The sequence below is a fragment of the Microcoleus sp. FACHB-68 genome (assembly GCF_014695715.1).
Classification (GTDB): Bacteria; Cyanobacteriota; Cyanobacteriia; order Cyanobacteriales; family Oscillatoriaceae; genus FACHB-68.
The window spans coordinates 548,587-571,139 of sequence record NZ_JACJOT010000008.1; the positions used below are offsets into that span (position 1 = coordinate 548,587).

Consider the following 22,553-nt stretch of genomic DNA (forward strand, 5'->3'; position numbering starts at 1 on the left):
GGCTTTGTCAGTTGTAAAGGACAGAGGACAAATGACACAGAACAAAAAGCATGGCTAAACCTGATCAAAATCAAGTGCTACGCCAGTTGCCTCTCGTTGCGGGTGGGCTGGCGGGTGTGCTGCTGCTGCTCAACCGCTTTCTGACACCGCAGTTAACCGAGTCACAAGCTCGCTCAGATGCCTTGGGGGTGCTGTTAAGTGCGTTGTTAATTTTGACAGGGTTGCTATGGCAGCAGGTGCAGCCGCGCTCGCCGGAGGTGGTTGAGCTGGTGGGCGAAGAAGGCTTTGAACTGGCACCCGATTTGCCAGAGCCGGTGAAAACTGAACTCGCCTGGGCGTCTCGTCAACTGCTCACGAACACAGTAACGCGCTCGCTGGTTGTTTGGTATCAGGGGCGTGTGCTGCTGCGGCGGGGCGTTTTGGGCGCAAATTCACAAGTGAAACCGGGAGCGATTTTGCAGCGGGTTTTAGATAAACAACAGCCGGTTTATTTAGTGGCGCTCAAGCTTTATCCAGGGCGCATCGAGTTTGACTATTTGCCAGAAAATACTCAGGGTGTGATCTGTCAGCCGGTGGGAAATCGAGGCGTCATGGTGTTGGGCGCAAATGCCCCTCGCAGTTATACGAAACAAGATGAAAACTGGATTGAGGGAATTGCCAATAAACTAGACGATACCCTGAGCCGGTATCTTGAAGCGTGAAGAAGCGAACACAGCGTTTGGCTTAAATAATGATGTTGCACCAGTGGAGATTTAAAATTCGATGACAATTCTCTATGGGCTGCTTATTTTAGTGATGCTCGTGGGTGTGGTGGGGGCAGTGGTTCCCGGCATTCCGGGGGTGAGTTTAATTTTAGGGGCAATTGTTGTTTGGGGCGTCGTTCAGGGCTTCGCCGGCTTAGCATGGCCCTTGGGAGTGGCAATCGTGGTTTTGCTGGTCAGTATTGGCGTTGATTTTCTGGCGACTTACTGGGGGGCAAAACAAGCCGGCGCGAGCAAGTGGGGGCAGATTGGTGCCGTTGTCGGCTTAGTTTTGGGGTTTTTAGGCTTGCTGCCGGCACTCCCGTTGGGTGGCCCGTTGCTGGGCATTTTGCTGGGTCCGCTATTAGGTGCGATTATTGGTGAATATCTCTACCAGCGAGACTTAAACTTAGCCATTAAAGCCGCTGTTGGAATTTTGGTGGGTTCACTTATTGGAAATTTGATTCAAGGAGTCCTGGCAATTGCAACAGTGGTGGTTTTTGTGGTTTCCACTTGGTCGCAAATTGCTGGGGCGTAGAAACACAATTGACAGGCGTGCCGGCACCTAGTTTTTAACTTTGAAATGCGATTACCATTCATTAAGTTATGCCGGCACGTTTGTTCTAATTTGTTTAGTTCGCTGTCTCCTGTTTTCGTATTATAAAAACTCGTCGTTCAAACTTCTAGCCGGCTAACCCAGCATTAACAAATCAGATGGGTTCTGGATCACACAGTGGGGGCCACCATGAATCAAGATGAAATTGTAGCGTTAGGAGCTTCATTGCACCGCATCGATCAGAAGCTATTAAAACCGAAAAGCAAAGGTTTTATTATCCGAATTTGGTATCAAGGAGAAGAACCTTATTTTGATATGTTTCTTGATCTTCTAGGTAATGATGTTGTTTGGTTTCAGTTTACGCTTCGAGGGAAAACTCTTTCGTGGAATCAAAAGCAATCATGTCTGCAAACCGGCTCAACAAATGAGTTAGTGGTTGATGATATCACCTACTATTCGGCGAGTAAAGTTATTAAAAGTGACAGCAATCCAGACATTGATTTTATTAAATTAGCGCAAGCAATTCTAAAAACCCGTGCCGGTGACGCTATTTTCGATAAAGCGCTCGCACTCTTCCATACAAAAAATTAAATAAATGCTTAAATTGAAAGAACTGCGGCCCAAAAATGATATCTAACAGCTACTCATAACAATTTCTATACCGATCTATAGCTATTATTAATATTTTGATATTAGCACAAATGCCCACTTAGTTTTGAAATGAGAGCTAGCCGGGTAAGTTAACTTGGGCACGGCTAAGGTTGTCGTCAAAACGTTATAATACGTCGGTTCCTATCTAACGGATGACATGACTCTGTCCAAGCTCGCTGTTCCCAAAATCACGTTTTCTAAAAGCATTGGTTTCAGAAAAGAACTCAACCGACGAGTTGAAGCTTATTTTGAAACAGAAAATATTTCTCAACGAGATAATTTGGCCATGTACCTGAAAACCGCAATTATTTGCGCTTGGGTGCTTTCGGCGTGGCTATTTATTCTCTTCGTGCCATCATCTGGGTTGGTAAAAATTCTCGGCTGTGTGGTTCTAGCTTTGGGGATGGTTGCCTTTGCCTTCAATGTCGGACATGATGCCAATCATGGCAGTTATTCCTCTCGCAAATGGGTCAATAGTCTATTTGGTTTCGCTTTAGATGTCTTAGGAGCCTCTAGCTATTTATGGCGATACAGCCATAATAAACTTCACCATACTTATACCAACATAGCTGAGCATGATTTTGATATAAACGGTGAGGGTTTGGTGCGTTTGTCTCCCGATCAAGAGTCCCGATGGTTTTATCGTTACCAACATATTTACACTTGGTTGTTATATGGATTTTTGCAGACTCACTGGTTTGTTGAGGATATCAATGTCCTGTTACTCAAACGCAAATATTACAACCACGAGATCCCCACACCAAAACCTGCAGATGTTATTACCTTTTTTGCCTTTAAGGTATTTTGGTTGGCTTATGTCATAGGTTTGCCTTTATGGCTGGGTTACACTCCATTACAGATTATTGTGGGGTTTGTAATTACTACAGTGATCTTTAGTTTTATAGTCGCGCTGGTTTTCCGAGTGGCTCATGTGGTGGACAACGCCGAGTTTATCACTCCCGACCCAGAAACCAGCAATGTTGATGACGAATGGGCGATTTGTCAAGTTAGAACGACCGTTGATTTTGCGCCAAAAAATCATTTTTTAAACTGGTATCTTGGCGGTTTAAACTATCAAGTCATTCATCATCTTTTCCCCCATATCTGCCATATTCATTACCCCAAACTCTCCAAAATTGTGAAAGAAGTTTGCGATGAGTTTGAGGTTGAATATCGAGTGAACGAAACGTTTGCAGAAGCTATCGTTTCAAACTATCGTTTGGTAAAAGCTTTAGGAAATAGCTAAGCTTTGCACAAAAAAGTAAAGAGTGAGGAGAGGATCAGGTTTTCTCTCTTCACTCTTTCTTTTTATTAACCTCTGCTGATTTCTGTAAGAAAATCCTAGGGCTTCGGTGCCGGCTGTTCCTTCTTGGACGTAGCTAGCATTAAATTAGACTCATTAACTTGATACTTGTAGCCAATGCCAAAATCTAGGGGTTTGATGCTGCTATCACTCTTATAGATATCCCTTAAATCTCCCTGATACCGAGTGCTGAACAGATCGATGGGTTGTGTGTAGTTGCCGTAAAACTTCAAGTTCCACTGAGAACTGTCGACATATTTAACCGGCATTCCAGAATCATCCTGCAACAAATTGCTGCTTTCTGACAAAATCAAATCCCGAATGTTAGAAAAATCTTCCCGGTGCATCAAATAAGAGGCAGCTTTCAGGTAAGTGATCGGTTCGGGAAACTGTTTGACAAACGTATTGAATTCCGGTGTTTTTTGTAAAGCAGCGTTGGATAAATCGATGGAGAAATAGTAGAGGGTTCGCGGCTTCGATTCTCCTTGGGGTAGAAATGAAATTTTAATCCCAGGAATTAAGTTTTTATCCTCACGAGCCTTTTGTGCGTTCTCAAATGCTTGAATCTTAGCGTCCTTTTGCAGCGTAATGTGCTGCACATCCAGAATCTTATTATTTGTTCGTGCTAGAAAGACAAACAGGACAGGTAAAACACCTTTTTCCGCCAAATCTACCTTCATATCATTGGTGCGGAAAAAGCTTAATTGCAGGATGGCATTTAGCGAGGTGGTGATTTCCTGCAATTTTCTATCCATCTGTTCCGGGGGGATTTTCTCAATTTCAGGGATATCTCCCACCGGCTCTAATCCCGCTAAAACGTAATCACTTCCTTTCGGGAAGAAAGAATAGGCATATAAGAAATCAGGCCCACTGAATGGATAAAATATTGGCTCTGAAGATTGGTTGAGAGATGTTAGCTCATTACTAGACCATTTTCTGATTTTAGACAGTTGTTGAGCGTCCAGTCTTTGCCATGCGCTGTCAAAATAGTAGGCGTGATCGTTCCATGCTTTACTTTGTTGCACAGATGCCAGGGGACTGCCGGCATCCACCTTTATGCCGGCAAGAAATTTAGCCGTATCTGTGAACTTTTCCGCTTTTGCTTTATCTACAGGAATGTCAGTGACAACCCCATTTTTAGAATTCTCACCCTCACTTTTCTGATTCGTATTGATGACGGCAGTAGAAGCTACTTGCTTCTCAGCATTTTGACTGCCATTCGGCTGATTGGACTTGCTATTTTCTCCAACGGAGTTGCCACAAGCAGATACAAAAAATTGGAGCGTCATTGTTGCGCTCAGGACGTACAGTAAGTGCTTTCGATTCATGGAAGTTCGCTCAACAAAGAATTAAAGAATTACCTAGTTTTTAGATCCTGAAGACACCAGCCGCTTGTTTTTTGACACAAAGAAGTAAACCAGCAAACCCACAAAAATCGTCATCAATCCTGCCAGCGATTCCTGAGGTTTGTCGAGTAAAATATAGATCAACATCCAAGCACTGATTCCTAGAAAGATCAGCGGCGTTACGGGATATCCCCATGTTTTGTAAGGCCGGGGCGCATCGGGATACCTTAGCCGGTGAACAAACACACCCAGAACAGTGATAAATGAAGACAAGGTGAGGGTAAATCCCAAATAGGTTAAAACTGTCTCAAACGAAGAAGTAATCACCAGCACCAAGACAATTGCCAGTTGCAAGAGAATCGCGTAATAAGGAACCCCATTTTTATTTTTGCTGGCTAGCACTTTAAAAAACGGAATATCCTCTCCGATGACTTGAGTAACTCTCGGACCGGCCCAAATCATTGAGCTAATCGAAGAAATCAGCCCAAACGAGATCAGCAAGCTCATAATCTTACCGCCGGAAACCCCAAAGATCCGCGTAGCGGATATATATCCAACTTCCAGTTGTCCCGCTAGCTCATCAATGGGCGCAGTATACAAAAACGTAAAGTTGATCAGCAGGTACAAGACGAGAACGATTAAAGTTCCTGCGATTAAAGATCGCGGTACATTTTTTTCCGGTTCTGCTACCTCACTGGCAATGTAAGTAGACGCATTCCAACCAGAATAGGAATACATGACAAACACAAGGGAAATCGCAAAGGGAGAACTTAATATCACATTCATATCTCCCGGAGCCGGCAAGAAATTGATATCTTGAGGTTGTGCGATAAACAATCCGCTAACAACCAAAAAGACAATCAGTAAAACTTTTAAAACCGTGAAAACATTCTGGAAGTAACTGCCAAGTTTACGATCACTCGTATGAACGATGGAAACACCAATGACAGTTAAGGACGCAACTAACAGGGGATTAAATATTGGGGAAACTTTTGATAAATACTGCCCCAATGCCATCGCTGCTGCGGCGATGGGTGCGGCAAAACCGACTGTAACAGAAACCCAACCTGAAAGAAAGCCAATTGCTGGATGATAAATCTTGGATAGATAGTGAAATTCACCACCCGATCTGGGCATCGCTGCTCCCAGTTCGCTGTAAGAAAGTGCACCACAAAGGGCGAAGATTCCACCGACTACCCACAAGCACAGCAAGGCGAAACCGGACTTTATTTCTGCTGCTTGGAAGCCCAAACTTGTAAAAACGCCCGTTCCGATCATATTAGCTACCACAATCGAGATAGCTGTAAACAGGCTGATGAGCCGTTTGTCTTGTTGCTGGTTTGAATTCACGCGGTTTTCAGGATTTTGTTGGCCTTCAATTGAGATCCCCAGCGAGGGGGGGACTGTATCTAATCCAATCTCTAGATGTTCTAGCCCGGATGGTTTTTCTTGGACTGAGCTTACCTGTCAGCCTGCAAACTCACCTATTAAAACTCAGATTTCGTTACCTGTCTAGACCGGCACTCTGAAACACTGTCGCTGGCTTATTCTAAGGATTTGTCACACCGGCACGTCTTTACCTCTGAATTGGCAAACCGCTGTGTCCGGCTTTAACTGGCGCTTCTCTCCTACTCATTGAGAATTTTGTCAAATCGTTGACAATCGTTCTCATTCTCGTCAAAATAAACCCCACAATGGTATAGCTCAGATCGGCACAAATCAACTCTCAAAACGCGTTGACTCTCAACTAATATTTCCGCATGAGAGTCTTGTACAACTAAATTTTGGCAATTTAAAGGGTGTGAGGATAAACAATAAAAATGGCAAAAATTTTGTGCAAATCTTTACAATCAATACCGAGTATGGTACTGGCATTACTCGCGGTTTATGCCGGCGCGACAGTGGCAGCAGAAGCCCCAGCATCTGTGGAATCGGCAGACAAAAAAGACATAACGCTCAGTGAGCCGGTTAACCGTAACCTCCTGGTTCAGATGCCGGTGAGGCAAAGCCCGAACGATTTAGAGCAGATTGACCAATTTAGCCCAGAAGACAACCCCACCGGCAACGTCAGCGATTTAGAACAGATTAACCAGCCCAACGCTGAAGGCAGCGTTATGGAGCAAGTAACCTCAGTTTCTCAGCTATCCGACGTTCAACCCACAGACTGGGCATTTCAAGCCTTACAAAATTTGGTTGAGCGATATGGCTGTATCGCAGGATATCCAGATGGCACATTCCGGGGAAACCGTGCCATCACGCGATATGAATTCGCTGCCGGTTTAAATGCCTGCTTAGAGGCAATTACCCAGCTTATTCAGCCAGGAGGAGACTTTGTTAGCAAAGAAGACTTAGCACTCCTCAATCGGCTGCTAGAGGAATTTCAAGCCGAACTCGCCACCTTGCGGGGTCGGGTTGATGCCTTAGAAGCGCGTGCGGATGAACTCGAAGCCAATCAATTTTCCACCACCACCAAACTCGACGGGGAAATCGTCTTTGCCGCCGTTGACGCTATCGGGCAAGGTTCTAGCAGTGTCCCCCACTTCGGACACCGAACTCGCTTTAACTTAGAAACCAGCTTCACCGGCGAAGATTTGCTCAGAACCCGACTGCAAACCGGCAACTTGGATGCCTTATCCCTCAATTCCACACCAGCACCGGAAGGGGATCTGTTTTTCGCAACCGATGCTTACGGTGAAAGCGACGGCAATCTTTTTAATGTAGACGCCCTGCTGTACACATTTCCCTTGGGCGAACGCTTGGAAGTCACCATTGCCGCCAATGCCGGTGCTGCAGATGACTTTGCTAGTACCGTCAACCAATACCTTGATGGTGACGGCGCATTTGGCGCACTGTCTCGCTTTGCCACCCGCCATCCGATTTATTACATGATCGGGGGTGCCGGTGTTGGGGCAAGGTATGAGTTCAGCGATAACTTAGAACTGAACCTCGGTTATATGGCTGCTGACGGCTTCGATCCTGATCCGGGTTTTGGATTTTTCAATGGCGCTTACGGTGCGATGGCTCAATTGCTGATCAAACCCAGCGAAAGACTTAACATTGGCTTAACCTACCTAAATTCCTACAACAACGAAATGGGTGCCGGTAGTAACCGCGCTAATTTGCGAACCGTTTTGGGGAATGAAGCAGATTTGGATCTGCCAATTATCAGCAATGCCTTAGGGGTTGAAGCTTCTTGGCAACTCAGCAAGCGGTTTGTCGTGGGGGGTTGGGTTGGCTACGTCAACAAAACTGTTCTCTCCACACTTGGCGGACAAATTGATCGCGGTGATATGGAAATTTGGAACGCCAATATTAACTTTGCCTTCCCCGATTTGGGTAAAGAAGGGAATTTGGCCGCTATCATCGTGGGTGTAGAGCCGATGGTTCGCAATTCTAGCGTGAGTGCTGCTGTCCCCGGACTGCCTGATGTATTTGGCACAGATAAGGACACGTCCCTGCACATAGAGGCTTTGTATCAGTATCAGGTGACAGATAACATCTTGATTACCCCCGGCGTTGTCTGGCTCACCGCACCCGACCACAACAATGATAATGAAGATATTGTGATCGGTACGATCCGGACAACCTTTACTTTTTAAGCTCCTACAATCCTTTTGAATTGTTGAGGTTTGGATGAGTGAGCCGGCAGATAAAAATACTGGGGATGTGAGTTATAAATTGGAGATGAGACAACTTATCAGATTCACAGGTCTGTGGTTGAAACTTTGTTTTATCAAGCCGGCTCATTCATCCAAAAGCAAGAGTCAGTCATAATAAAGCCACCTGCGGAAAAGATGAGACGAACGCCATGCTAGAAACTCAAATTTTGTTAGAAACTCCGACAGAATCAACCGAAAAAGGATCGATTTCCTTAGAAGAATTTTTGATTCATCCTCCTGAGAGAATGGAGTGGGTTGACGGCAAACTGGTGGAGAAAACAGGTATGACATCTAAGCATGGCGCAGCTCAAGCTAAGCTGGCTCGTTATTGGGGAAATTATATGATCTCCAATGGAGAGGGGGGCGAAGTTTATACAGAAACACTTTGTCGCACTCGCAAGCAAGCTCGTCGTCCTGATGTTGCTTACATCACTCCTGAAGTTTTACAGCAGTTAGGCAGCAATTTTACTGTCCTTCCCCAAAGTTTTCCCCTCATTGCTGAAATTGCGTCTCCCGATGACAGTGCTGAAGAGTTATTTGCTAAAGCCAAAGAATATTTAGAATCTGGTTGTTTGGAAGTTTGGTTGCTGTTTCCTGAAGCTCAACTAATTATGATTCACACAGAACAGCGCTGGCTTTTATTTAATGCTGATGAATCGGTAAGCACTCAAACTATTTTACAGGGATTTAATGTAGCAGTGATTGAATTGCTCGCTTAATTAATCCTAGATAATTTTTTATTTATATCACCTAATTGATAGCTCCTGAAAAATCCAGTTTCCCTGCTGGCAAAATGTCAGGAACACCCCCACCGGCCCGAAAGTCTTGCCGAACCCAGAAGGGCATTGATGTAAAGATTCGTAAAGTTTTAAAAATTTTCTGTGGAACAGAAAGCCGGTCAAGGCCACAAGCGTAAATTTACAGGCTCCGCCGCGATAAGATAGCAATAAAACTACTGAAGTGAGGGGCCAGATTCCCTGGTCAAAAGCGCCTATCGAAACCATCTACGGCAACCTGCAAGGTCTAAAATCCAGCCAGCTTAAACAGCTACAAAAGCTTTACCATCAACGGCTACCGGCCAACTTCATCACAACAGCCGAATTTGCTCAGCGAGTCGCTGCCATCAGTACAGAAATTGGTCAGCCGGTGTCTGCCTACATCAACCGGCGCGGACAGCTGATTCGAGTTGGCGTTGGTACACCTCGCCAAACCCAAATCCCGCCACTGGAATTACCCCGTTATGGTGCCGGTCGTCTTAGTGGCATCCGCTGCATTGCCACCCAATTAAAGCCGGCTGCACCAGACGAATCGGCCCTCACCGCAATGGCCATTCAACGGCTGGACGCATTGGTACTCCTCACCCTCACCGGCGCAGGTTTTGAACGTCGGGGTGGGGGTGCCACCGGCTATGTGAAAGAAACCTACTTGGCGCATCTGGTGACTCAGGAAGAGGGGGAGAAGGGAAGAGGAGGAGACGGGGAGAAAGAGAATCTTCCCGGTGAACACTCAGCCCTCAGCACCTTCGTGTCGCCGCCGATGAGTCTTGATGTTTTGGCTAACCAAGACTTTCTCGACTTGGTAGAAGGACTCGAAGCAGAGTTTGAGCGAGAATTTGTTGCCCAACAGGTAGACGCCGATCATGATCGGGTGCTGCTGGTGGGTGTGATCACCGGCGACAGTACGCCTCAGCGGTTTCAAGATGGGTTGGCGGAACTAGCGCGGTTAGTGGATACCGCCGGCGGCCAAGTGCTGCAAACCGTTCAGCAGAAGCGTCCCCGCCCCCATCCACAAACTGTAGTAGGTGAAGGTAAAGTTCAAGAAATTGCCTTGGCTGCACAAACAGTTGGGGCTAACCTAATCGTGTTTGATCGCGAACTCTCGCCGGCACAAGTGAGAAACTTGGAAATTCAAATCGGCATTCGCGTTGTTGATCGCACAGAAGTTATTTTAGATATTTTTGCTCAACGTGCCGGCACCGGCGCAGGTAAATTGCAAGTCGAATTGGCCCAGTTGGAATATATGTTGCCCCGCCTCACCGGCAGAGGTCAAGCCATGTCCCGTTTGGGCGGTGGTATCGGCACCAGAGGGCCAGGTGAAACGAAACTTGAAACCGAACGCCGGTCAATTCAGCGCCGCATTGCCCGACTGCAACAGGAAGTGAACCAGTTGCAAGCCCATCGATCCCGGTTGAGAAACCGCCGGCAGCACGAAGACGTGCCCTCGGTGGCGATTGTGGGTTACACCAATGCCGGTAAATCTACGCTGCTCAATGTGCTAACGAATGCGGCAGTTTATACCGCTGACCAGCTATTTGCCACCCTTGACCCCACCACTCGCCGCCTAGTGATTCCCGATGCTGTCACCAGCGAACCGCGATCCATTGTGATAACGGATACAGTCGGTTTTATCCACGAACTGCCCCCCGCCCTGGTAGATGCCTTCCGCGCCACTTTGGAGGAAGTCACCGAAGCTGACGCTTTGCTGCATTTAGTGGATTTATCCCATCCGGCTTGGCACAGTCAGATTCGCTCTGTGATGGCGATTTTGGCTGAAATGCCCGTAACACCAGGGCCGGCACTGGTTGCATTTAATAAGATTGATCGCGTTGATGGAGATACTTTGGCCCTAGCCCATGAGGAATTTCCCCAGGCTGTGTTCATCTCAGCAGCCAATGCTCTGGGCTTAGAAACTCTGCGGCAACGACTTGCCCAACTCATTCACTACGCGGTTGCACCTGAGTAAATTTATTGACGAGACCGGCTGAAAATCACCCTTAAGTAGGATTACTGAGACTGCTGTAGACCACAATAATGTGTATCAGCCCAGTTACATTTGCTATCATTGCAACTAAGTAATCTTACTTATGATACGCTGACGGGGCAATATCTGGGACTAAGTTATAAACTGCTCTCAAAGGTTACAAAGCATTTGGCCAGATATTGTCCCGTCTCAAAATAGTCCGGTAATCAACCGCGTAGAAAGATGTTTAGGCCACCTTTAAAACTCGCCATTGGTGCCGTTGTTCTCGCTACAACCGGAATTTCAGCGATGGCGATAGCTGCGCCGGCTTCAGCTATTACGCTCAATGCAGGTCGTATTGAAATTGATGCTAGCAAAGATGTTATCGGTAGCACTTTCAAAACGACCTTTGATGGTAATGTCAACAACCAGACTGTTGCCGGCCTTTCCTCAGAAGCAGTTTGGACATTTCTAGGCATCACAAATACTGGCGATAAAACCGAGGCGAGCTTTGAAATTACCCTCGAAAATACTTCTAGCAATGGCATCTTGTCCAGAACTTCTGCCTTGGGCTTCAATGTAACGGATTTAGAGGGCAATCAACTTGACTTACTTGGTGTTGGAAGTGCCGGCGGCAGTGGCAACACCCATTCCACAGGACTATTTGCAAACGATCACACCGGCAGCTTTTCCAATGAGTTTGGCCCGATAGATGTCTGCTTTACCGGCGGCAACAACTGCGAGGAGAAAAGCAACGGCGGTGTTGACAACGATCCCAACACCCGGCTTGCCCAGAAAGGCAGTTTTACAACCACCTTGGCTTTCGAGGGTTCTGTTAGCAAGTTTGCTCTAAATAACTTTGGGATAAGCTATCAAAGCATTAACGGCGAAGGTTATGTGGATGCCGGCGGGACAGGTAAATTTATATACGTTCAGTCTTCGGATAAAAAAACCATCCCTGAACCCGGTACACTCACTGCACTCTTACTGACAGGACTGGCGATGCTCAACTCCTGGCGCAAAAAACAACCCGTCACATCGTAACTGTCAGCCAAAACTTGTTCTATTTAAAAAACAACTTTGCCCCCTCTAACCTCAAACAGGGGGTTTTGTTTTTTATCTCTAAGGCTTTTCCCGATGCAACACCGGCACTCTTTAACTATAGGTTAAACTTGGGTTAGATCGAGGTTAATCACCAGGGGCAGCGACCGTTTACAATTGAAAAAATAAAACTTAAACGATGAGGATACGATGACTCCTAAAGTAGAAATTTATACCTGGAGAACCTGCCCTTTCTGCATCCGCGCTAAGGACTTGCTGAGAAAGAAAAACGTTGAGTTTATAGAATACAGCATCGATGGGGATGAAGACGCGCGGGATGCAATGGCCCAACGCGCCAATGGCCGGCGTTCTGTGCCGCAAATTTTCATCAATGACCGGCACATCGGCGGTTGCGACGATATTCATGCGCTGAACTCCCAAGGCAAGCTCGATGAACTCCTCTAACAGCCTTCTGCCCAGTCAAAAGGCTTCTTAAACAAGTTAACAAGAGCGATCTCTGCTTGGGGATCGCTCTTTCGTGTCTGCGGGTGTAATAAACTAGGGAACGCTGCACGCGCTCATGCACGATTCAGAGGAAACTAGGCGTGAAACTTGCCTTTATCATAGACCCGCTCAAACAGCTCGATCCCGGTCACGATACCAGCGTGGCACTCATGGAGGCAGCTCAAGCGTTGGGACACGAAGTTTGGGTGACACAAGCCAATCATTTAAGCGTTGTGGGTGGCAAAGCTTATGCCATCCTCGAACAGGTGAAGCTGACACCCGTAGAGTTGGGCGAGGCTGGATGGATAAAAGCACCCGACTGGTACGAGCTCGGAGAGCGTGCCTTACAGCCGCTTGAGGAAATGGATGCAGTCTTCATGCGTACCGATCCCCCGGTGAACGTTCCTTACCTCTACGCTACTTACATTTTGGATTACATTGACCCGACTAAAACCCTGGTGATTAATTCTCCCAAAGGGTTACGGGCAGCTAACGAAAAAATGTATGCTCTGCAATTTACAGAAGCAATTCCGGAAACAATTGTTAGCCAAGATAAATCGGTCATTCGAGAATTTTTAGACCGCAAAGGATCGGCGGTGCTTAAACCTTTGGGAGGGAAAGCCGGCGAAGGAATTTTATTTTTACAACCGAACGATCCTAATTTCAATTCTCTGATTGAAATTAGCACCCAAAACAGTAAAACTCCCGTCATGGTTCAAACCTATCTGCCGGCAGCCAAGGAGGGAGACAAACGAATTGTTTTGCTCAATGGCAATCCCATTGGTGCTGTAAATCGGATTCCCACCGGCAGCGAATTTCGCGGCAACATGGCTGTGGGTGGCAGAGTAGCTAAAACTGAAATTACCGAACGAGAACATCAGATGTGCGCTTATCTCGCGCCTAAATTGCGCGAAGATGGGTTAATATTTGTTGGCATTGATGTTATCGGCGGTTACTTAACCGAAGTGAATGTCACCAGCCCAACCGGCGTTCGAGAAATTGATCGGCTAGATGACGTTCGCCTGGGACATCAAGTGATTGAATGGGTAGAAGAAGCTAGCGCCACCCTGAAAAGCCAACAAAAAGGAAATTTCCAGGAGAGCCGGTGATGGCGGAAGAAAACAAAAATGAACCGGCCCGAACATGGGCAATGCTCTGCCATCTTTCTTCCCTTTTGTGGATACCTTTATCACTTTTTCCAATCTTGCTGATTGGCCTTCCCATTCCCCTAATTTTTCTCAACATTTTAGGGCCACTAATTATTTGGCTACTAAAGAAAAAACAACACCCGTCGATTGATACCCACGGCAAGGAATCTTTAAACTTTCAAATTACCATGCTCCTCTACAGTCTCGTTATTGGCGTTGTATTGTTGCTGGGGGTGGGGAGTTGTTGGCTGGGATTTAGCACCAATTCCAATGCGACTTTAGCGTTTGTGGGTTTAGGGCTAATCATTGCAGGAGTAGGACTGGCAATTCTAGGAGGGTTGATGGGCTTGCTTGTTTGGCTGGGGCATTTGTTTTTGACACTTTTTGCGTCCTTTAAAGCGAAAAAAAGCGAGTTTTACCGTTATCCCTACACCATTCGGTTGTTGAGGTAAAAGATGTTTTCTTCTTCCAGTTCTTCCACAGAAAAACCAGTCATCGGCGTAGCAATTGCCGGCACCGGCTTCGGTCAAAAAGTCCACATTCCAGCATTTCAAGAACACCATCGAACCCAAGTAGTAGCGATTTACAACCGGCAGATTGATAAAGCAAAAGCGATTGCAGATGCTCAAAAAATTCCCCATGCTTGTGATACAATAGAGGAGCTTATCGCCTTACCAGAAGTAAAGGCGGTTAGCATCTCAACTCCCCCGTTTTTGCACTATGAAATGGCAAAACAGGTGTTAAGTGCCGGCAAGCATCTCTTCTTAGAAAAACCCACAACTCTCGCAGCAGCAGAGGCGCGAGAACTGTACAAATTGGCACAATCTACCGGCGCAATCGCCGCAATGGATTTTGAATTTCGCTTTGTGCCGGCGTGGCAGCATCTTGCCGAACTTTTGGCAGAAGGCTATGTGGGGCAGACTCGTCTAATTAAGATTGATTGGTTAGTTGCCAGTCGCGCTGATGCCAGCCGGCCTTGGAATTGGTACGCTCAAAAAGACAAAGGCGGCGGTGCGCTAGGTGCAATCGGTTCCCACAGTTTCGACTATATTAGCTGGTTGTTTGGGCCGGTGCGCCGGCTGTGCGCCCAGCTAAGCACCGCGATTCCTGCACGCCCCGATCCGGCTGCCGGTGGGGAATTAAAGCCGGTGGATGCGGATGATACTTGCACGCTGATGCTTGAATTGGCAGATGGCACACCCTGTCAGGTTTGCCTGAGTTCCGTGGCGTATCAGGGACGTGGGCATTGGGTTGAGGTGTACGGCGAACGCGGCACTTTAGTTTTAGGCAGTGACAACCAGCAGGATTATGTACACGGATTTCGGCTGTGGGGAAGTCAGGCTGGGCAACCCTTAGCGGTGATTGAGGTTCCACACCGGCTGGAATTTCCCCGTACCTACCCCGACGGGCGGATCGCGCCGATTGTTCGGGTGATCGATCATTGGGTGCAAGCGATTGATCGGGGCACTTCACCGATATCAGGCTTGCGCGAGGGGGTTTACTCGCAGCTTTTAATGGATTTAACTCAAGAATCTCACGCCACCGGCTGCTGGGTGGATGTACCGGCGCTGGAGGATTTTTTGGCTGCAGGTTAGTAGTTCAATCGGGTTTATTCTCTCGCCGGCACTTTGATCAAGGCTTTTCCGGTGCCGGTGGAATTTTATACTGACCGGCAACCTTATAGAAAAGCCGGTAGTAATCGGCAAATTTTTCGCTGGGAGATTGGGCGTAACAGTTATATTCCAATTTTCCTTGCACCAGGGTTAAGGTCATCGAACTGATTTGTGGCCCTAAATTCACTTCCAATTCCCCTGCTACCCCTTGCTGGGTTGTAAAGTTCTGCTTCAAGGCTTCTGACTTGTCTTTTGATTGCTTGTGCTTGCCGCGCTTTCCGCTACTTGAGACACGATAGCCGGCCCAACCTCGAATCTCAACTTGTGGGTTCTGTGGATCGCTAAACGCTTGCCCATCCTGATTTGTCGGGGGTTCAGCGGCAACCCACGCTTTGGGATAGGGAAACTCAAACTCATAACGCGGGTTGCGATAAGTCTCTAAATTGGTTGCCGGTTGAAACTCAGAGGGCCGGCACCCCGACAGCATTGCCGCCACAACCAGCCCAGTGACGGCATAACGCCTGATGTAATGAGTGACAGACATCTTTGCAAGTGCTCTCGTTTTGTTCGCCCCGATCCAACATTCAAATCCCTAGGCATGAGGAACCGGGCAATCAATGTAACGAAATATTACAGTAATGCCGTCAAAGCGCTTTAGCATCTTGACAGCTCAAAATTGAGCCGCTATTCTGAAATGCATACCCGGGTACACAAATTCACAGTCATATGCAAGATAAGCAAAAGGTTACGTTGTATCTTCCACCCGAACTGCATCGCCAGCTTAAAATCCGAGCTGCAGTTGACTCCGAACCGATGTCTGCCATTGCAGAAAGAGCAATAGTCTTTTACTTAGCCAATCCAGAAGTGGTAGACGAGGTAGAGGCAGCTCATGGAGGAGCTCATCGGGTATATAACTGCCCAGAATGCACAAACTCGGTGGTTCTGCGAGAGGGAGAAATGGTTTCTCTCAAAGATCAGCCAGGAGTCTTAGCTGAAGAGGGTATTTCGGTTGAAAGGGTACAAAAAGTCAATTCTACCCCTGAACAAGGAGAGCAAGAATTGGTTCCCTGCTAGAGCTTAGCTTTCTGAAGGCGAGCGCAAAAAGCACTTCCACTTCAGCAGCGACGAGCGTCCCGATCCAGCAATGTTTGCACCGTCTCTAAAAGGTCGATTGGTCATGAAAGAAGAGCTCAGTATTCTAATTCAAGCTCAATATCCTTTAATTTACCTCGTGACCTCCGAGGAAGAGCGGGCCGAGCAAGCAATTGCAACGATTGCTCAGAGCAAGCCCCAACACAAAGTTTTTATCTGGACAGTCACCCACGGGATCGTGGAATACGGGCAACCGCGCAATACAACCCAGCACAACACTGTTTCTCCAGAAGCAGCGATTGAGTGGGTAATTCGGCAGCGCGAACCAGGTATCTTTATATTTAAAGATTTACACCCCTTTATTGATGCCCCAGCGACAACCCGATGGTTACGGGATGCGATCGCAAGCTTTAAAGGCACCCTAAAAACAATTATTCTCATGTCTCCGGTGCAGCAGGTTCCGATTGAGCTAGAAAAAGAAGTTGTTGTGTTAGACTTCGCCCTGCCGACAATGGCAGAACTCAATCAAGTTTTGTCAAGTCAATTAACAGAAACCCGAACCCGCCGCATTACCACCGAGACCAGAGAAAAACTGCTCAAAGCAGCCTTGGGTTTAACGCGAGATGAAGCAGAAAAAGTCTATCGCAAAGCTCAAGTCAGTGCCGGTCGCCTTACTGAAGCCGAAGTAGATATTGTTCTTTCCGAGAAAAAGCAGCTGATTCGGCGCAACGGCATCCTCGAATATATAGAAGAAGACGAAACCATCGATTCGGTGGGGGGTCTAGAAGAATTGAAACGATGGCTGAGGCAGCGTTCTGACGCCTTTACAGAACGGGCGAGGGAATATGGCTTACCTCAACCAAAAGGGATGTTGATTTTGGGGGTACCGGGTTGCGGTAAATCTTTAATCGCCAAAACGACCTGCCGGCTGTGGGGATTACCCCTGCTGCGCCTGGATATGGGGCGAGTGTATGACGGGTCAATGGTCGGGAGATCAGAAGCGAATCTCCGCAATGCCTTGAAAACAGCCGAGTCCATCTCGCCGGTGATTTTATTCATCGATGAACTAGATAAAGCCTTCGCCGGCACGTCAGGTTCCGCTGACTCGGATGGGGGAACGTCTAGCCGCATCTTTGGTTCCTTCCTGACTTGGATGCAAGAGAAAACATCACCCGTCTTTGTGATGGCCACTGCTAACCGGGTTGAGCGCTTGCCTGGAGAGTTTCTCAGAAAGGGCCGGTTTGATGAAATCTTCTTTGTGGATTTGCCCACAAGTGAAGAGCGCCAAGAAATATTTAAAATTCACCTGAAAAAGCGGAATCGAGACATTGCTCGGTTTGATATCGAGCAACTCGCGAATGTCTCCGATGGCTTCTCAGGAGCAGAAATTGAGCAAGGACTGATCGCAGCCATGTACGAAGCCTTCGCTCAAGATAGAGAATTCACGCAGCTGGATATTATCGCCGCCATTAAGTCAACGCTGCCACTGTCAAAGACGATGACAGAGCAAGTCACCGCCCTGCGAGATTGGGCGAGGCAGCGAGCGAGACCGGCTGCATCTTCCGTCGCCGAATATCAGCGACTGGAGTTCTAAAAGCTTTCTCCTGTCTCCCAACAGGAGCAAAGGCTAGCCAGTAAAGGGCTAGCAGTTTGACAAAACGCCGTATATGTGCATCCACACAGCGGCCTGCTTCAAATCCAAACGTTGTCGTATCTCTCAAAGTCCTTAGGAGGAAATCCAAATGTCTCACTTCAGCACCCTGCGTACCAAAATCACCGATGCCGAAATCCTGAAAGCTTCTCTGCGTGACTTGGGCATTAATGTTAAGACCGAAGCTGATGTCCGGGGATACAATGGCCAACGAGTTCGTTCAGACATCGTTGCAGTGTTGGAAGGTGAATACGATCTGGGCTGGTCTCGCAATGCCGATGGTTCCTTTGACTTGATCGCTGACCTCTGGGGCGTTGCCAAAAAGCACAATCAGACCGAACTGATTAACTCCATCAATCAGAAGTACGCAGTCAACAAGACCTTGGCTGAAGTTCGTCGCCCCGGCCTGCAAAATGCCAATGTCAAATTGGTTCTGCAAAAGTAATATCACGGAGCGCGTTCCCAAGCTTGCGGGTTAACCAATTACGGGTTAGCCCGTTTTTTTATGCGAATTTTTGTGAAACTGCGTCGAGAAAGCGGGGATTTTGACGGTGTGGGAACTCAAGCGCTAGATCGCTGTCCTTGTAATTTCAATTCCTCTGCTCTTTACCTGCATGAAATCCTACCCTACACTAAGGTGATTTCTAGCAATCTCAACAAAAATCGGTATTATTGTATTTTCTATGAAATCTTTGGCTTTTGAGCTAGAGCAACAAATCCGGCAGTTAATGCGTTCTGGCGGTCAACAGGCCGCACAAATGGCAAAAGAGCAATTTCAGGTTGCCGAAAAAGGGCCTGATGACTATGTAACGAGTGTTGATCGATGGCTAGACCGGCACCTGGCAACCGCCTTTGCTAAACTGTTTCCCCACGAAGGCATCATTACCGAGGAAAACGAACAGTCACGAACCGCATTTGGGTCAGACTACTCCCGGTTGTGGTTGATCGATCCCCTGGATGGCACCGAAGATTTTATTCAAGGACAGCCCCACTACGCTGTAATGGTGGGGTTGCTATCGCATCACGAACCGATTGCCGGCTGGATCTACGCGCCGGCAGAGGATCGGCTGTACTATGGCGGTCGGGATTGGGGTTTGTTTCAAACCGCTGGAGATGCCCCCCCACAACCCTTGCCGGTGAAAGAACCCTTGGCCCCTTCATCGTCATTCTGTCCGGTGATCGTGGGCACCAAAGATCAGCGAAACTTTGGCAGTGCGCTTACACAGTTGATTCCTGAAGCTCAATTTTACTCGCTGGGCAGCTTTGGCCTCAAAGTTCTGGAAGTGATTCAAGGACGAGCCGGCCTTTATATCTATCTAAACCGGCGCGTCAAGCTCTGGGATACCACCGGCCCGATCGCCTTAGCAAAAGCAGCCCAGTTAACCTGTTGCGACTTAGAGGGCCGACCTTTAAGCTTTCAGCCCGATGCCATCGATCCAGCCACCTTAGCCCATAAACAAACCATTGTTATTGGCTGGCCCCACTACGTTGAGTCGCTGCTGCCAAGAATTCAGAAAGCAGTTGCCGGCACCACGGCCTAAGCAACGTCTCAGAAAGTGAGCAACCAACAGGGGAAAGCGCTTGAAGATAAGTTAATAGATCGAGAATCCTCGCACTATTTTCCGATTGTGGCGGGTAGTATGTCAACATCAATAAATAGGAATCTATGTTGTTGGTTTTTGCAACCCAAATTCCCTAGCCGTTGACTCCTACCCATCCTGATTTCTTATCTTGACGAGCTCTCATGCAGACAGAAGCTTTTAGTGAGCTTTTCCCTCTTTTCAGTGCCGCCAACCCAGAGACATTGGAATGGCTACTCTCCGTTGCCGTAGAACACGAGTACCCATCCAACCGAGCCGTCCTGATGGAGGATGCCTGGGGAAATGCTGTTTACTTCTTAGTATCCGGCTGGGTCAAAGTCCGACGCCTTGCCGGTGAGAACGTGGTAACGCTGGCCATTCTGGGCCGGGGTGATTTCTTTGGCGAAATGGCCATTCTGGATGAATCTCCCCGCTCCACAGATGTGATCGCCCTCTCGCCGGTGCAGCTACTTAGTGTCTCCGCTCAGCGATTTATTCAAACCCTTTCTAAGGATGCTCAGTTGCACCACCGGATGCTGCAACTGATGGTGCGGCGTTTGCGACAGACTAACTTTCGCTTCCAACTGCGGAACCGGCCTCCAGCTGTCAAACTCGCAAATACTTTAGTTTCTTTAGCAGAAAACTACGGTCAGCCAACTGATAAGGGAATAGAAATTTTTAACATTCCCTTCAAAGATTTAGCCGATGTTACAGACATCGGGGTAGAAGAAACCAGCAAAATTATGCAAAAACTCAATGAAAAAGGCTGGCTCAAGATCGATACTGATCGTGAGGCTATTTACTTACTCAATATCAAGCAGTTGACCCATCTAGCTGGACACGTTTAAAGGAGAGGGACTAGGGGCTAGGGACTAGGGGCTAGGGACTAGGGAGGAGGAGAAGGGAATAAGTGCCCCATGCCCCATGCCCTATGCCCAACGCCCCATGCCCCATGCCCCATGCCCTATGCCCCATGCCCCATGCCCCATGCCTAAATGAAATGACTGAAGCAACTCAAACACGCCCTAGCAAAACACCCAGCGTAGCACCGGCAATTCATTACCTGGTGGCAATGCCCCAGCCGGAATCGCATTTATTTGAAGTGACGCTACGCGTACTCAACTGGCATCAGCCGGTACTGGATTTAAAAATGCCGGTTTGGACACCAGGTTCCTACTTGGTGCGAGAATATGCCAAAAACCTGCAAAACTTCGGCGCTCAAACGGCTGACGAGCAACCGTTGAGCTGGCGCAAGGTGAAAAAAAACTACTGGCAAATTGATACAGCCGGTGTTTCTGAAATCATCGTGCGCTACCGGCTCTATGCTAATGAGCTGACAGTTCGGACAAATCACCTAGATAGCACCCACGGTTATTTTAACGGTGCCGCCCTGTTCTTCTATCTGCCCGGATTTGAGCAGCAACCCGTTTCTGTCACCATTGTGCCACCTCGACCGGAATGGCGCGTCTCCACCTCTTTAAGCCCTGTCTCCGGCCAACCTAACACCTTTTACGCTCCGGATTTTGACACTCTGGTAGATAGCCCGTTTGAAATTGGCACCCACCGGCTCTATCCCTTTGAAGTTTTAGGCAAACAGCATGAGCTGGTCATTTGGGGGCAGGGCAATGCTAAACCCAAGCAAATTATCCCTGATATTGAAAAAATCATCCAAGTCGAAGCCGAGATGTTTGGCGGGCTGCCCTACAATCGCTATGTGTTTCTGCTGCATCTATCGGCTCAAGGATTTGGCGGTCTGGAACACAAAGACAGCTGCACCTTAAACTATAATCGCTTGGGTTTCCGTGCGAGAGATAAATACGAGCGTTTCATGCAATTGGTAGCGCACGAATTTTTCCACCTATGGAATGTCAAACGCATTCGACCGAAAGCGCTGGAAGTGTTTGATTATGAAGGTGAAAACTACACCCCTTCCCTGTGGTTTAGTGAGGGAACCACTAGCTATTACGATTTGGTGATTCCTCTACGTGCCGGCATTTACGACGTCAACACTTATTTAGAAAACTTGAGCAAGGAAATCACTCGCTTGCAAACAATACCGGGACGCCAAGTGCAACCGGCAAGTGAGTCGAGTTTTGATGCCTGGATTAAGCTATACCGCCCGGATGCTAACTCTGGCAATTCCCAAATTTCCTATTATTTAAAAGGAGAAATGGTGTCGCTCTTGCTCGATTTGCTAATTCGGCAGCGTCATAATAATCAGCGTTCCCTCGATGATGTAATGCGCGTGATGTGGCAGCAATTTGGGCAACCTGAAATTGGTTTCACCCCAGAACAACTGCGGAACATTCTTGAATCAGTTTCTGAGATAGATTTAGGGGATTTCTTCGTTCGTTACATTGACGGAACTGAAGAACTGCCCTTTGATGAGTATCTAGAGCCTTTTGGTCTGCGGCTGTCTGCTGATGATAGCAATTCTGTGGTGCCATTCTTAGGCTTGACAGTAAAAGCAGAACATGGTAAAGATATCATCAAATTTGTTGAGATGGGTTCACCGGCTCAGGTGGCGGGAATCGATGCCGGTGATGAATTACTGGCAATTGACGGAATTCGGGTATCAGCAGATCAACTCACTGAGCGACTGAAAGACTATCAACCCAACGAGACAATTCAGGTGGCAGTCTTCCATCAAGATGAATTGCGCTGTCTGTCCGTTACTTTAGCATTACCGCGTCCCAACCGCTATCAAGTAGTGCCGGTGGAAGATCCAACGCCGGCGCAGGCAGAAAACTTTGCTGGTTGGTTAGGGGTGCCGGTTTCAACCATTCGCGCTAAGTCTTAAGTTTTGAGGCTTGAGCACCCAATGCCCCTACCTTTAGGTTGGCGAAGCCTTGACCCATGCCCCATACCAGCAACAGTCGTTAAAAAGATCATTACGTCTTGGCAACCTGTTGCGATCGCGTGGTAGGTTG

Annotated in this window: 21 protein-coding genes; 18 read left to right on the plus strand and 3 right to left on the minus strand. The window is 47.7% G+C overall.

Going from position 1 to position 22,553, the window contains the following annotated elements:
* Positions 1-50: 50 nt before the first annotated feature.
* From H6F73_RS11245 to H6F73_RS11260, 4 genes are all read left to right on the plus strand, one after another.
* Positions 51-701: a cofactor assembly of complex C subunit B gene (locus H6F73_RS11245; RefSeq protein WP_190758844.1), complete on the plus strand. Its 651-nt coding sequence runs from the start codon at positions 51-53 to the stop codon at positions 699-701.
* A gap of 61 nt (positions 702-762) precedes the next feature.
* The gene (locus tag H6F73_RS11250) at positions 763-1,278 is read left to right on the plus strand and encodes a DUF456 family protein (protein WP_190758845.1); all 516 of its coding nucleotides are present in this window, start codon (positions 763-765) and stop codon (positions 1,276-1,278) included.
* Positions 1,279-1,485: 207 nt separating this feature from the next.
* Entirely contained in the window at positions 1,486-1,887 is a 402-nt protein-coding gene (locus H6F73_RS11255; RefSeq protein ID WP_190758846.1) for a hypothetical protein, read from the plus strand.
* Between the two features lie 217 nt (positions 1,888-2,104).
* A complete protein-coding gene (locus H6F73_RS11260) occupies positions 2,105-3,193 on the plus strand; it encodes an acyl-CoA desaturase (protein WP_190758847.1) in 1,089 nt (362 codons plus the stop codon).
* A 95-nt stretch (positions 3,194-3,288) separates the two neighbouring features.
* On the opposite strand, the gene H6F73_RS11265 is transcribed toward H6F73_RS11260, so the two are convergent.
* Complete coding sequence (locus H6F73_RS11265) at positions 3,289-4,578, minus strand: hypothetical protein (RefSeq protein ID WP_190758848.1); 1,290 nt, start codon at positions 4,576-4,578, stop codon at positions 3,289-3,291.
* 33 nt (positions 4,579-4,611) lie between these two features.
* A complete protein-coding gene (locus H6F73_RS11270) occupies positions 4,612-5,946 on the minus strand; it encodes an amino acid permease (protein WP_190758849.1) in 1,335 nt (444 codons plus the stop codon).
* 470 nt (positions 5,947-6,416) lie between these two features.
* Between H6F73_RS11270 and H6F73_RS11275 the strand changes: the two genes are divergently transcribed.
* From H6F73_RS11275 to H6F73_RS11310, 8 genes are all read left to right on the plus strand, one after another.
* Positions 6,417-8,195 (plus strand): iron uptake porin, encoded by a 1,779-nt coding sequence (locus H6F73_RS11275; RefSeq protein WP_190758850.1) that lies wholly within the window; start codon positions 6,417-6,419, stop codon positions 8,193-8,195.
* 209 nt (positions 8,196-8,404) lie between these two features.
* Positions 8,405-8,974, plus strand: a complete 570-nt coding sequence (locus H6F73_RS11280) for a Uma2 family endonuclease (RefSeq protein WP_190758851.1) — start codon at positions 8,405-8,407, stop codon at positions 8,972-8,974.
* 241 nt (positions 8,975-9,215) lie between these two features.
* Entirely contained in the window at positions 9,216-10,997 is a 1,782-nt protein-coding gene (gene hflX / locus H6F73_RS11285; RefSeq protein ID WP_347239519.1) for a GTPase HflX, read from the plus strand.
* Between the two features lie 240 nt (positions 10,998-11,237).
* Positions 11,238-12,038, plus strand: coding sequence for a cistern family PEP-CTERM protein (locus H6F73_RS11290; protein ID WP_190758852.1), 801 nt, complete (start codon positions 11,238-11,240; stop codon positions 12,036-12,038).
* Positions 12,039-12,245: 207 nt separating this feature from the next.
* The gene (gene grxC, locus H6F73_RS11295) at positions 12,246-12,500 is read left to right on the plus strand and encodes a glutaredoxin 3 (RefSeq protein WP_147686809.1); all 255 of its coding nucleotides are present in this window, start codon (positions 12,246-12,248) and stop codon (positions 12,498-12,500) included.
* A gap of 140 nt (positions 12,501-12,640) precedes the next feature.
* Entirely contained in the window at positions 12,641-13,648 is a 1,008-nt protein-coding gene (gshB, locus tag H6F73_RS11300) for a glutathione synthase (RefSeq protein ID WP_190758853.1), read from the plus strand.
* Complete coding sequence (locus tag H6F73_RS11305; protein WP_190758854.1) at positions 13,648-14,139, plus strand: DUF4870 domain-containing protein; 492 nt, start codon at positions 13,648-13,650, stop codon at positions 14,137-14,139. The genes gshB and H6F73_RS11305 overlap by 1 nt, the downstream gene beginning before the upstream one ends.
* Before the next feature lie 3 nt (positions 14,140-14,142).
* Positions 14,143-15,282 carry a Gfo/Idh/MocA family oxidoreductase gene (locus H6F73_RS11310; RefSeq protein ID WP_190758855.1) on the plus strand — a complete coding sequence of 380 codons (1,140 nt, stop codon included), beginning with the start codon at positions 14,143-14,145 and terminating at the stop codon, positions 15,280-15,282.
* Between the two features lie 37 nt (positions 15,283-15,319).
* Here the strand turns inward: H6F73_RS11310 and H6F73_RS11315 are convergent, their stop codons facing one another.
* On the minus strand, positions 15,320-15,844 hold the full coding sequence (locus H6F73_RS11315; protein WP_190758856.1) for a hypothetical protein: 525 nt from the start codon (positions 15,842-15,844) through the stop codon (positions 15,320-15,322).
* 182 nt (positions 15,845-16,026) lie between these two features.
* On the opposite strand from H6F73_RS11315, the gene H6F73_RS11320 reads away from it, so the two are divergent.
* From H6F73_RS11320 to H6F73_RS11345, 6 genes are all read left to right on the plus strand, one after another.
* The gene (locus H6F73_RS11320; protein ID WP_190758857.1) at positions 16,027-16,374 is read left to right on the plus strand and encodes a hypothetical protein; all 348 of its coding nucleotides are present in this window, start codon (positions 16,027-16,029) and stop codon (positions 16,372-16,374) included.
* Between the two features lie 103 nt (positions 16,375-16,477).
* Entirely contained in the window at positions 16,478-17,986 is a 1,509-nt protein-coding gene (locus H6F73_RS11325) for an AAA family ATPase (RefSeq protein WP_190758858.1), read from the plus strand.
* A 148-nt stretch (positions 17,987-18,134) separates the two neighbouring features.
* The gene (locus tag H6F73_RS11330; RefSeq protein ID WP_190667799.1) at positions 18,135-18,488 is read left to right on the plus strand and encodes a DUF1257 domain-containing protein; all 354 of its coding nucleotides are present in this window, start codon (positions 18,135-18,137) and stop codon (positions 18,486-18,488) included.
* 238 nt (positions 18,489-18,726) lie between these two features.
* Positions 18,727-19,584 (plus strand): inositol monophosphatase family protein, encoded by an 858-nt coding sequence (locus H6F73_RS11335; protein WP_190758859.1) that lies wholly within the window; start codon positions 18,727-18,729, stop codon positions 19,582-19,584.
* A 203-nt stretch (positions 19,585-19,787) separates the two neighbouring features.
* On the plus strand, positions 19,788-20,471 hold the full coding sequence (locus H6F73_RS11340; protein ID WP_190758860.1) for a Crp/Fnr family transcriptional regulator: 684 nt from the start codon (positions 19,788-19,790) through the stop codon (positions 20,469-20,471).
* Between the two features lie 152 nt (positions 20,472-20,623).
* The gene (locus H6F73_RS11345) at positions 20,624-22,423 is read left to right on the plus strand and encodes a M61 family metallopeptidase (protein WP_190758861.1); all 1,800 of its coding nucleotides are present in this window, start codon (positions 20,624-20,626) and stop codon (positions 22,421-22,423) included.
* The last annotated feature ends 130 nt before the right edge of the window (positions 22,424-22,553 follow it).

Bases quoted from the DNA above. Each gene is read 5' to 3' on its own strand.
- H6F73_RS11245 (WP_190758844.1), top strand. From the start codon at position 51: ATGGCTAAACCTGATCAAAATCAAGTGCTACGCCAGTTGCCTCTCGTT.
- H6F73_RS11250 (WP_190758845.1), top strand. From the start codon at position 763: ATGACAATTCTCTATGGGCTGCTTATTTTAGTGATGCTCGTGGGTGTG.
- H6F73_RS11255 (WP_190758846.1), top strand. From the start codon at position 1,486: ATGAATCAAGATGAAATTGTAGCGTTAGGAGCTTCATTGCACCGCATC.
- H6F73_RS11260 (WP_190758847.1), top strand. From the start codon at position 2,105: ATGACTCTGTCCAAGCTCGCTGTTCCCAAAATCACGTTTTCTAAAAGC.
- H6F73_RS11265 (WP_190758848.1), bottom strand. From the start codon at position 4,578: ATGAATCGAAAGCACTTACTGTACGTCCTGAGCGCAACAATGACGCTC.
- H6F73_RS11275 (WP_190758850.1), top strand. From the start codon at position 6,417: ATGGCAAAAATTTTGTGCAAATCTTTACAATCAATACCGAGTATGGTA.
- H6F73_RS11280 (WP_190758851.1), top strand. From the start codon at position 8,405: ATGCTAGAAACTCAAATTTTGTTAGAAACTCCGACAGAATCAACCGAA.
- H6F73_RS11290 (WP_190758852.1), top strand. From the start codon at position 11,238: ATGTTTAGGCCACCTTTAAAACTCGCCATTGGTGCCGTTGTTCTCGCT.
- grxC (WP_147686809.1), top strand. From the start codon at position 12,246: ATGACTCCTAAAGTAGAAATTTATACCTGGAGAACCTGCCCTTTCTGC.
- H6F73_RS11305 (WP_190758854.1), top strand. From the start codon at position 13,648: ATGGCGGAAGAAAACAAAAATGAACCGGCCCGAACATGGGCAATGCTC.
- H6F73_RS11310 (WP_190758855.1), top strand. From the start codon at position 14,143: ATGTTTTCTTCTTCCAGTTCTTCCACAGAAAAACCAGTCATCGGCGTA.
- H6F73_RS11315 (WP_190758856.1), bottom strand. From the start codon at position 15,844: ATGTCTGTCACTCATTACATCAGGCGTTATGCCGTCACTGGGCTGGTT.
- H6F73_RS11320 (WP_190758857.1), top strand. From the start codon at position 16,027: ATGCAAGATAAGCAAAAGGTTACGTTGTATCTTCCACCCGAACTGCAT.
- H6F73_RS11325 (WP_190758858.1), top strand. From the start codon at position 16,478: ATGAAAGAAGAGCTCAGTATTCTAATTCAAGCTCAATATCCTTTAATT.
- H6F73_RS11330 (WP_190667799.1), top strand. From the start codon at position 18,135: ATGTCTCACTTCAGCACCCTGCGTACCAAAATCACCGATGCCGAAATC.
- H6F73_RS11335 (WP_190758859.1), top strand. From the start codon at position 18,727: ATGAAATCTTTGGCTTTTGAGCTAGAGCAACAAATCCGGCAGTTAATG.
- H6F73_RS11340 (WP_190758860.1), top strand. From the start codon at position 19,788: ATGCAGACAGAAGCTTTTAGTGAGCTTTTCCCTCTTTTCAGTGCCGCC.
- H6F73_RS11345 (WP_190758861.1), top strand. From the start codon at position 20,624: ATGACTGAAGCAACTCAAACACGCCCTAGCAAAACACCCAGCGTAGCA.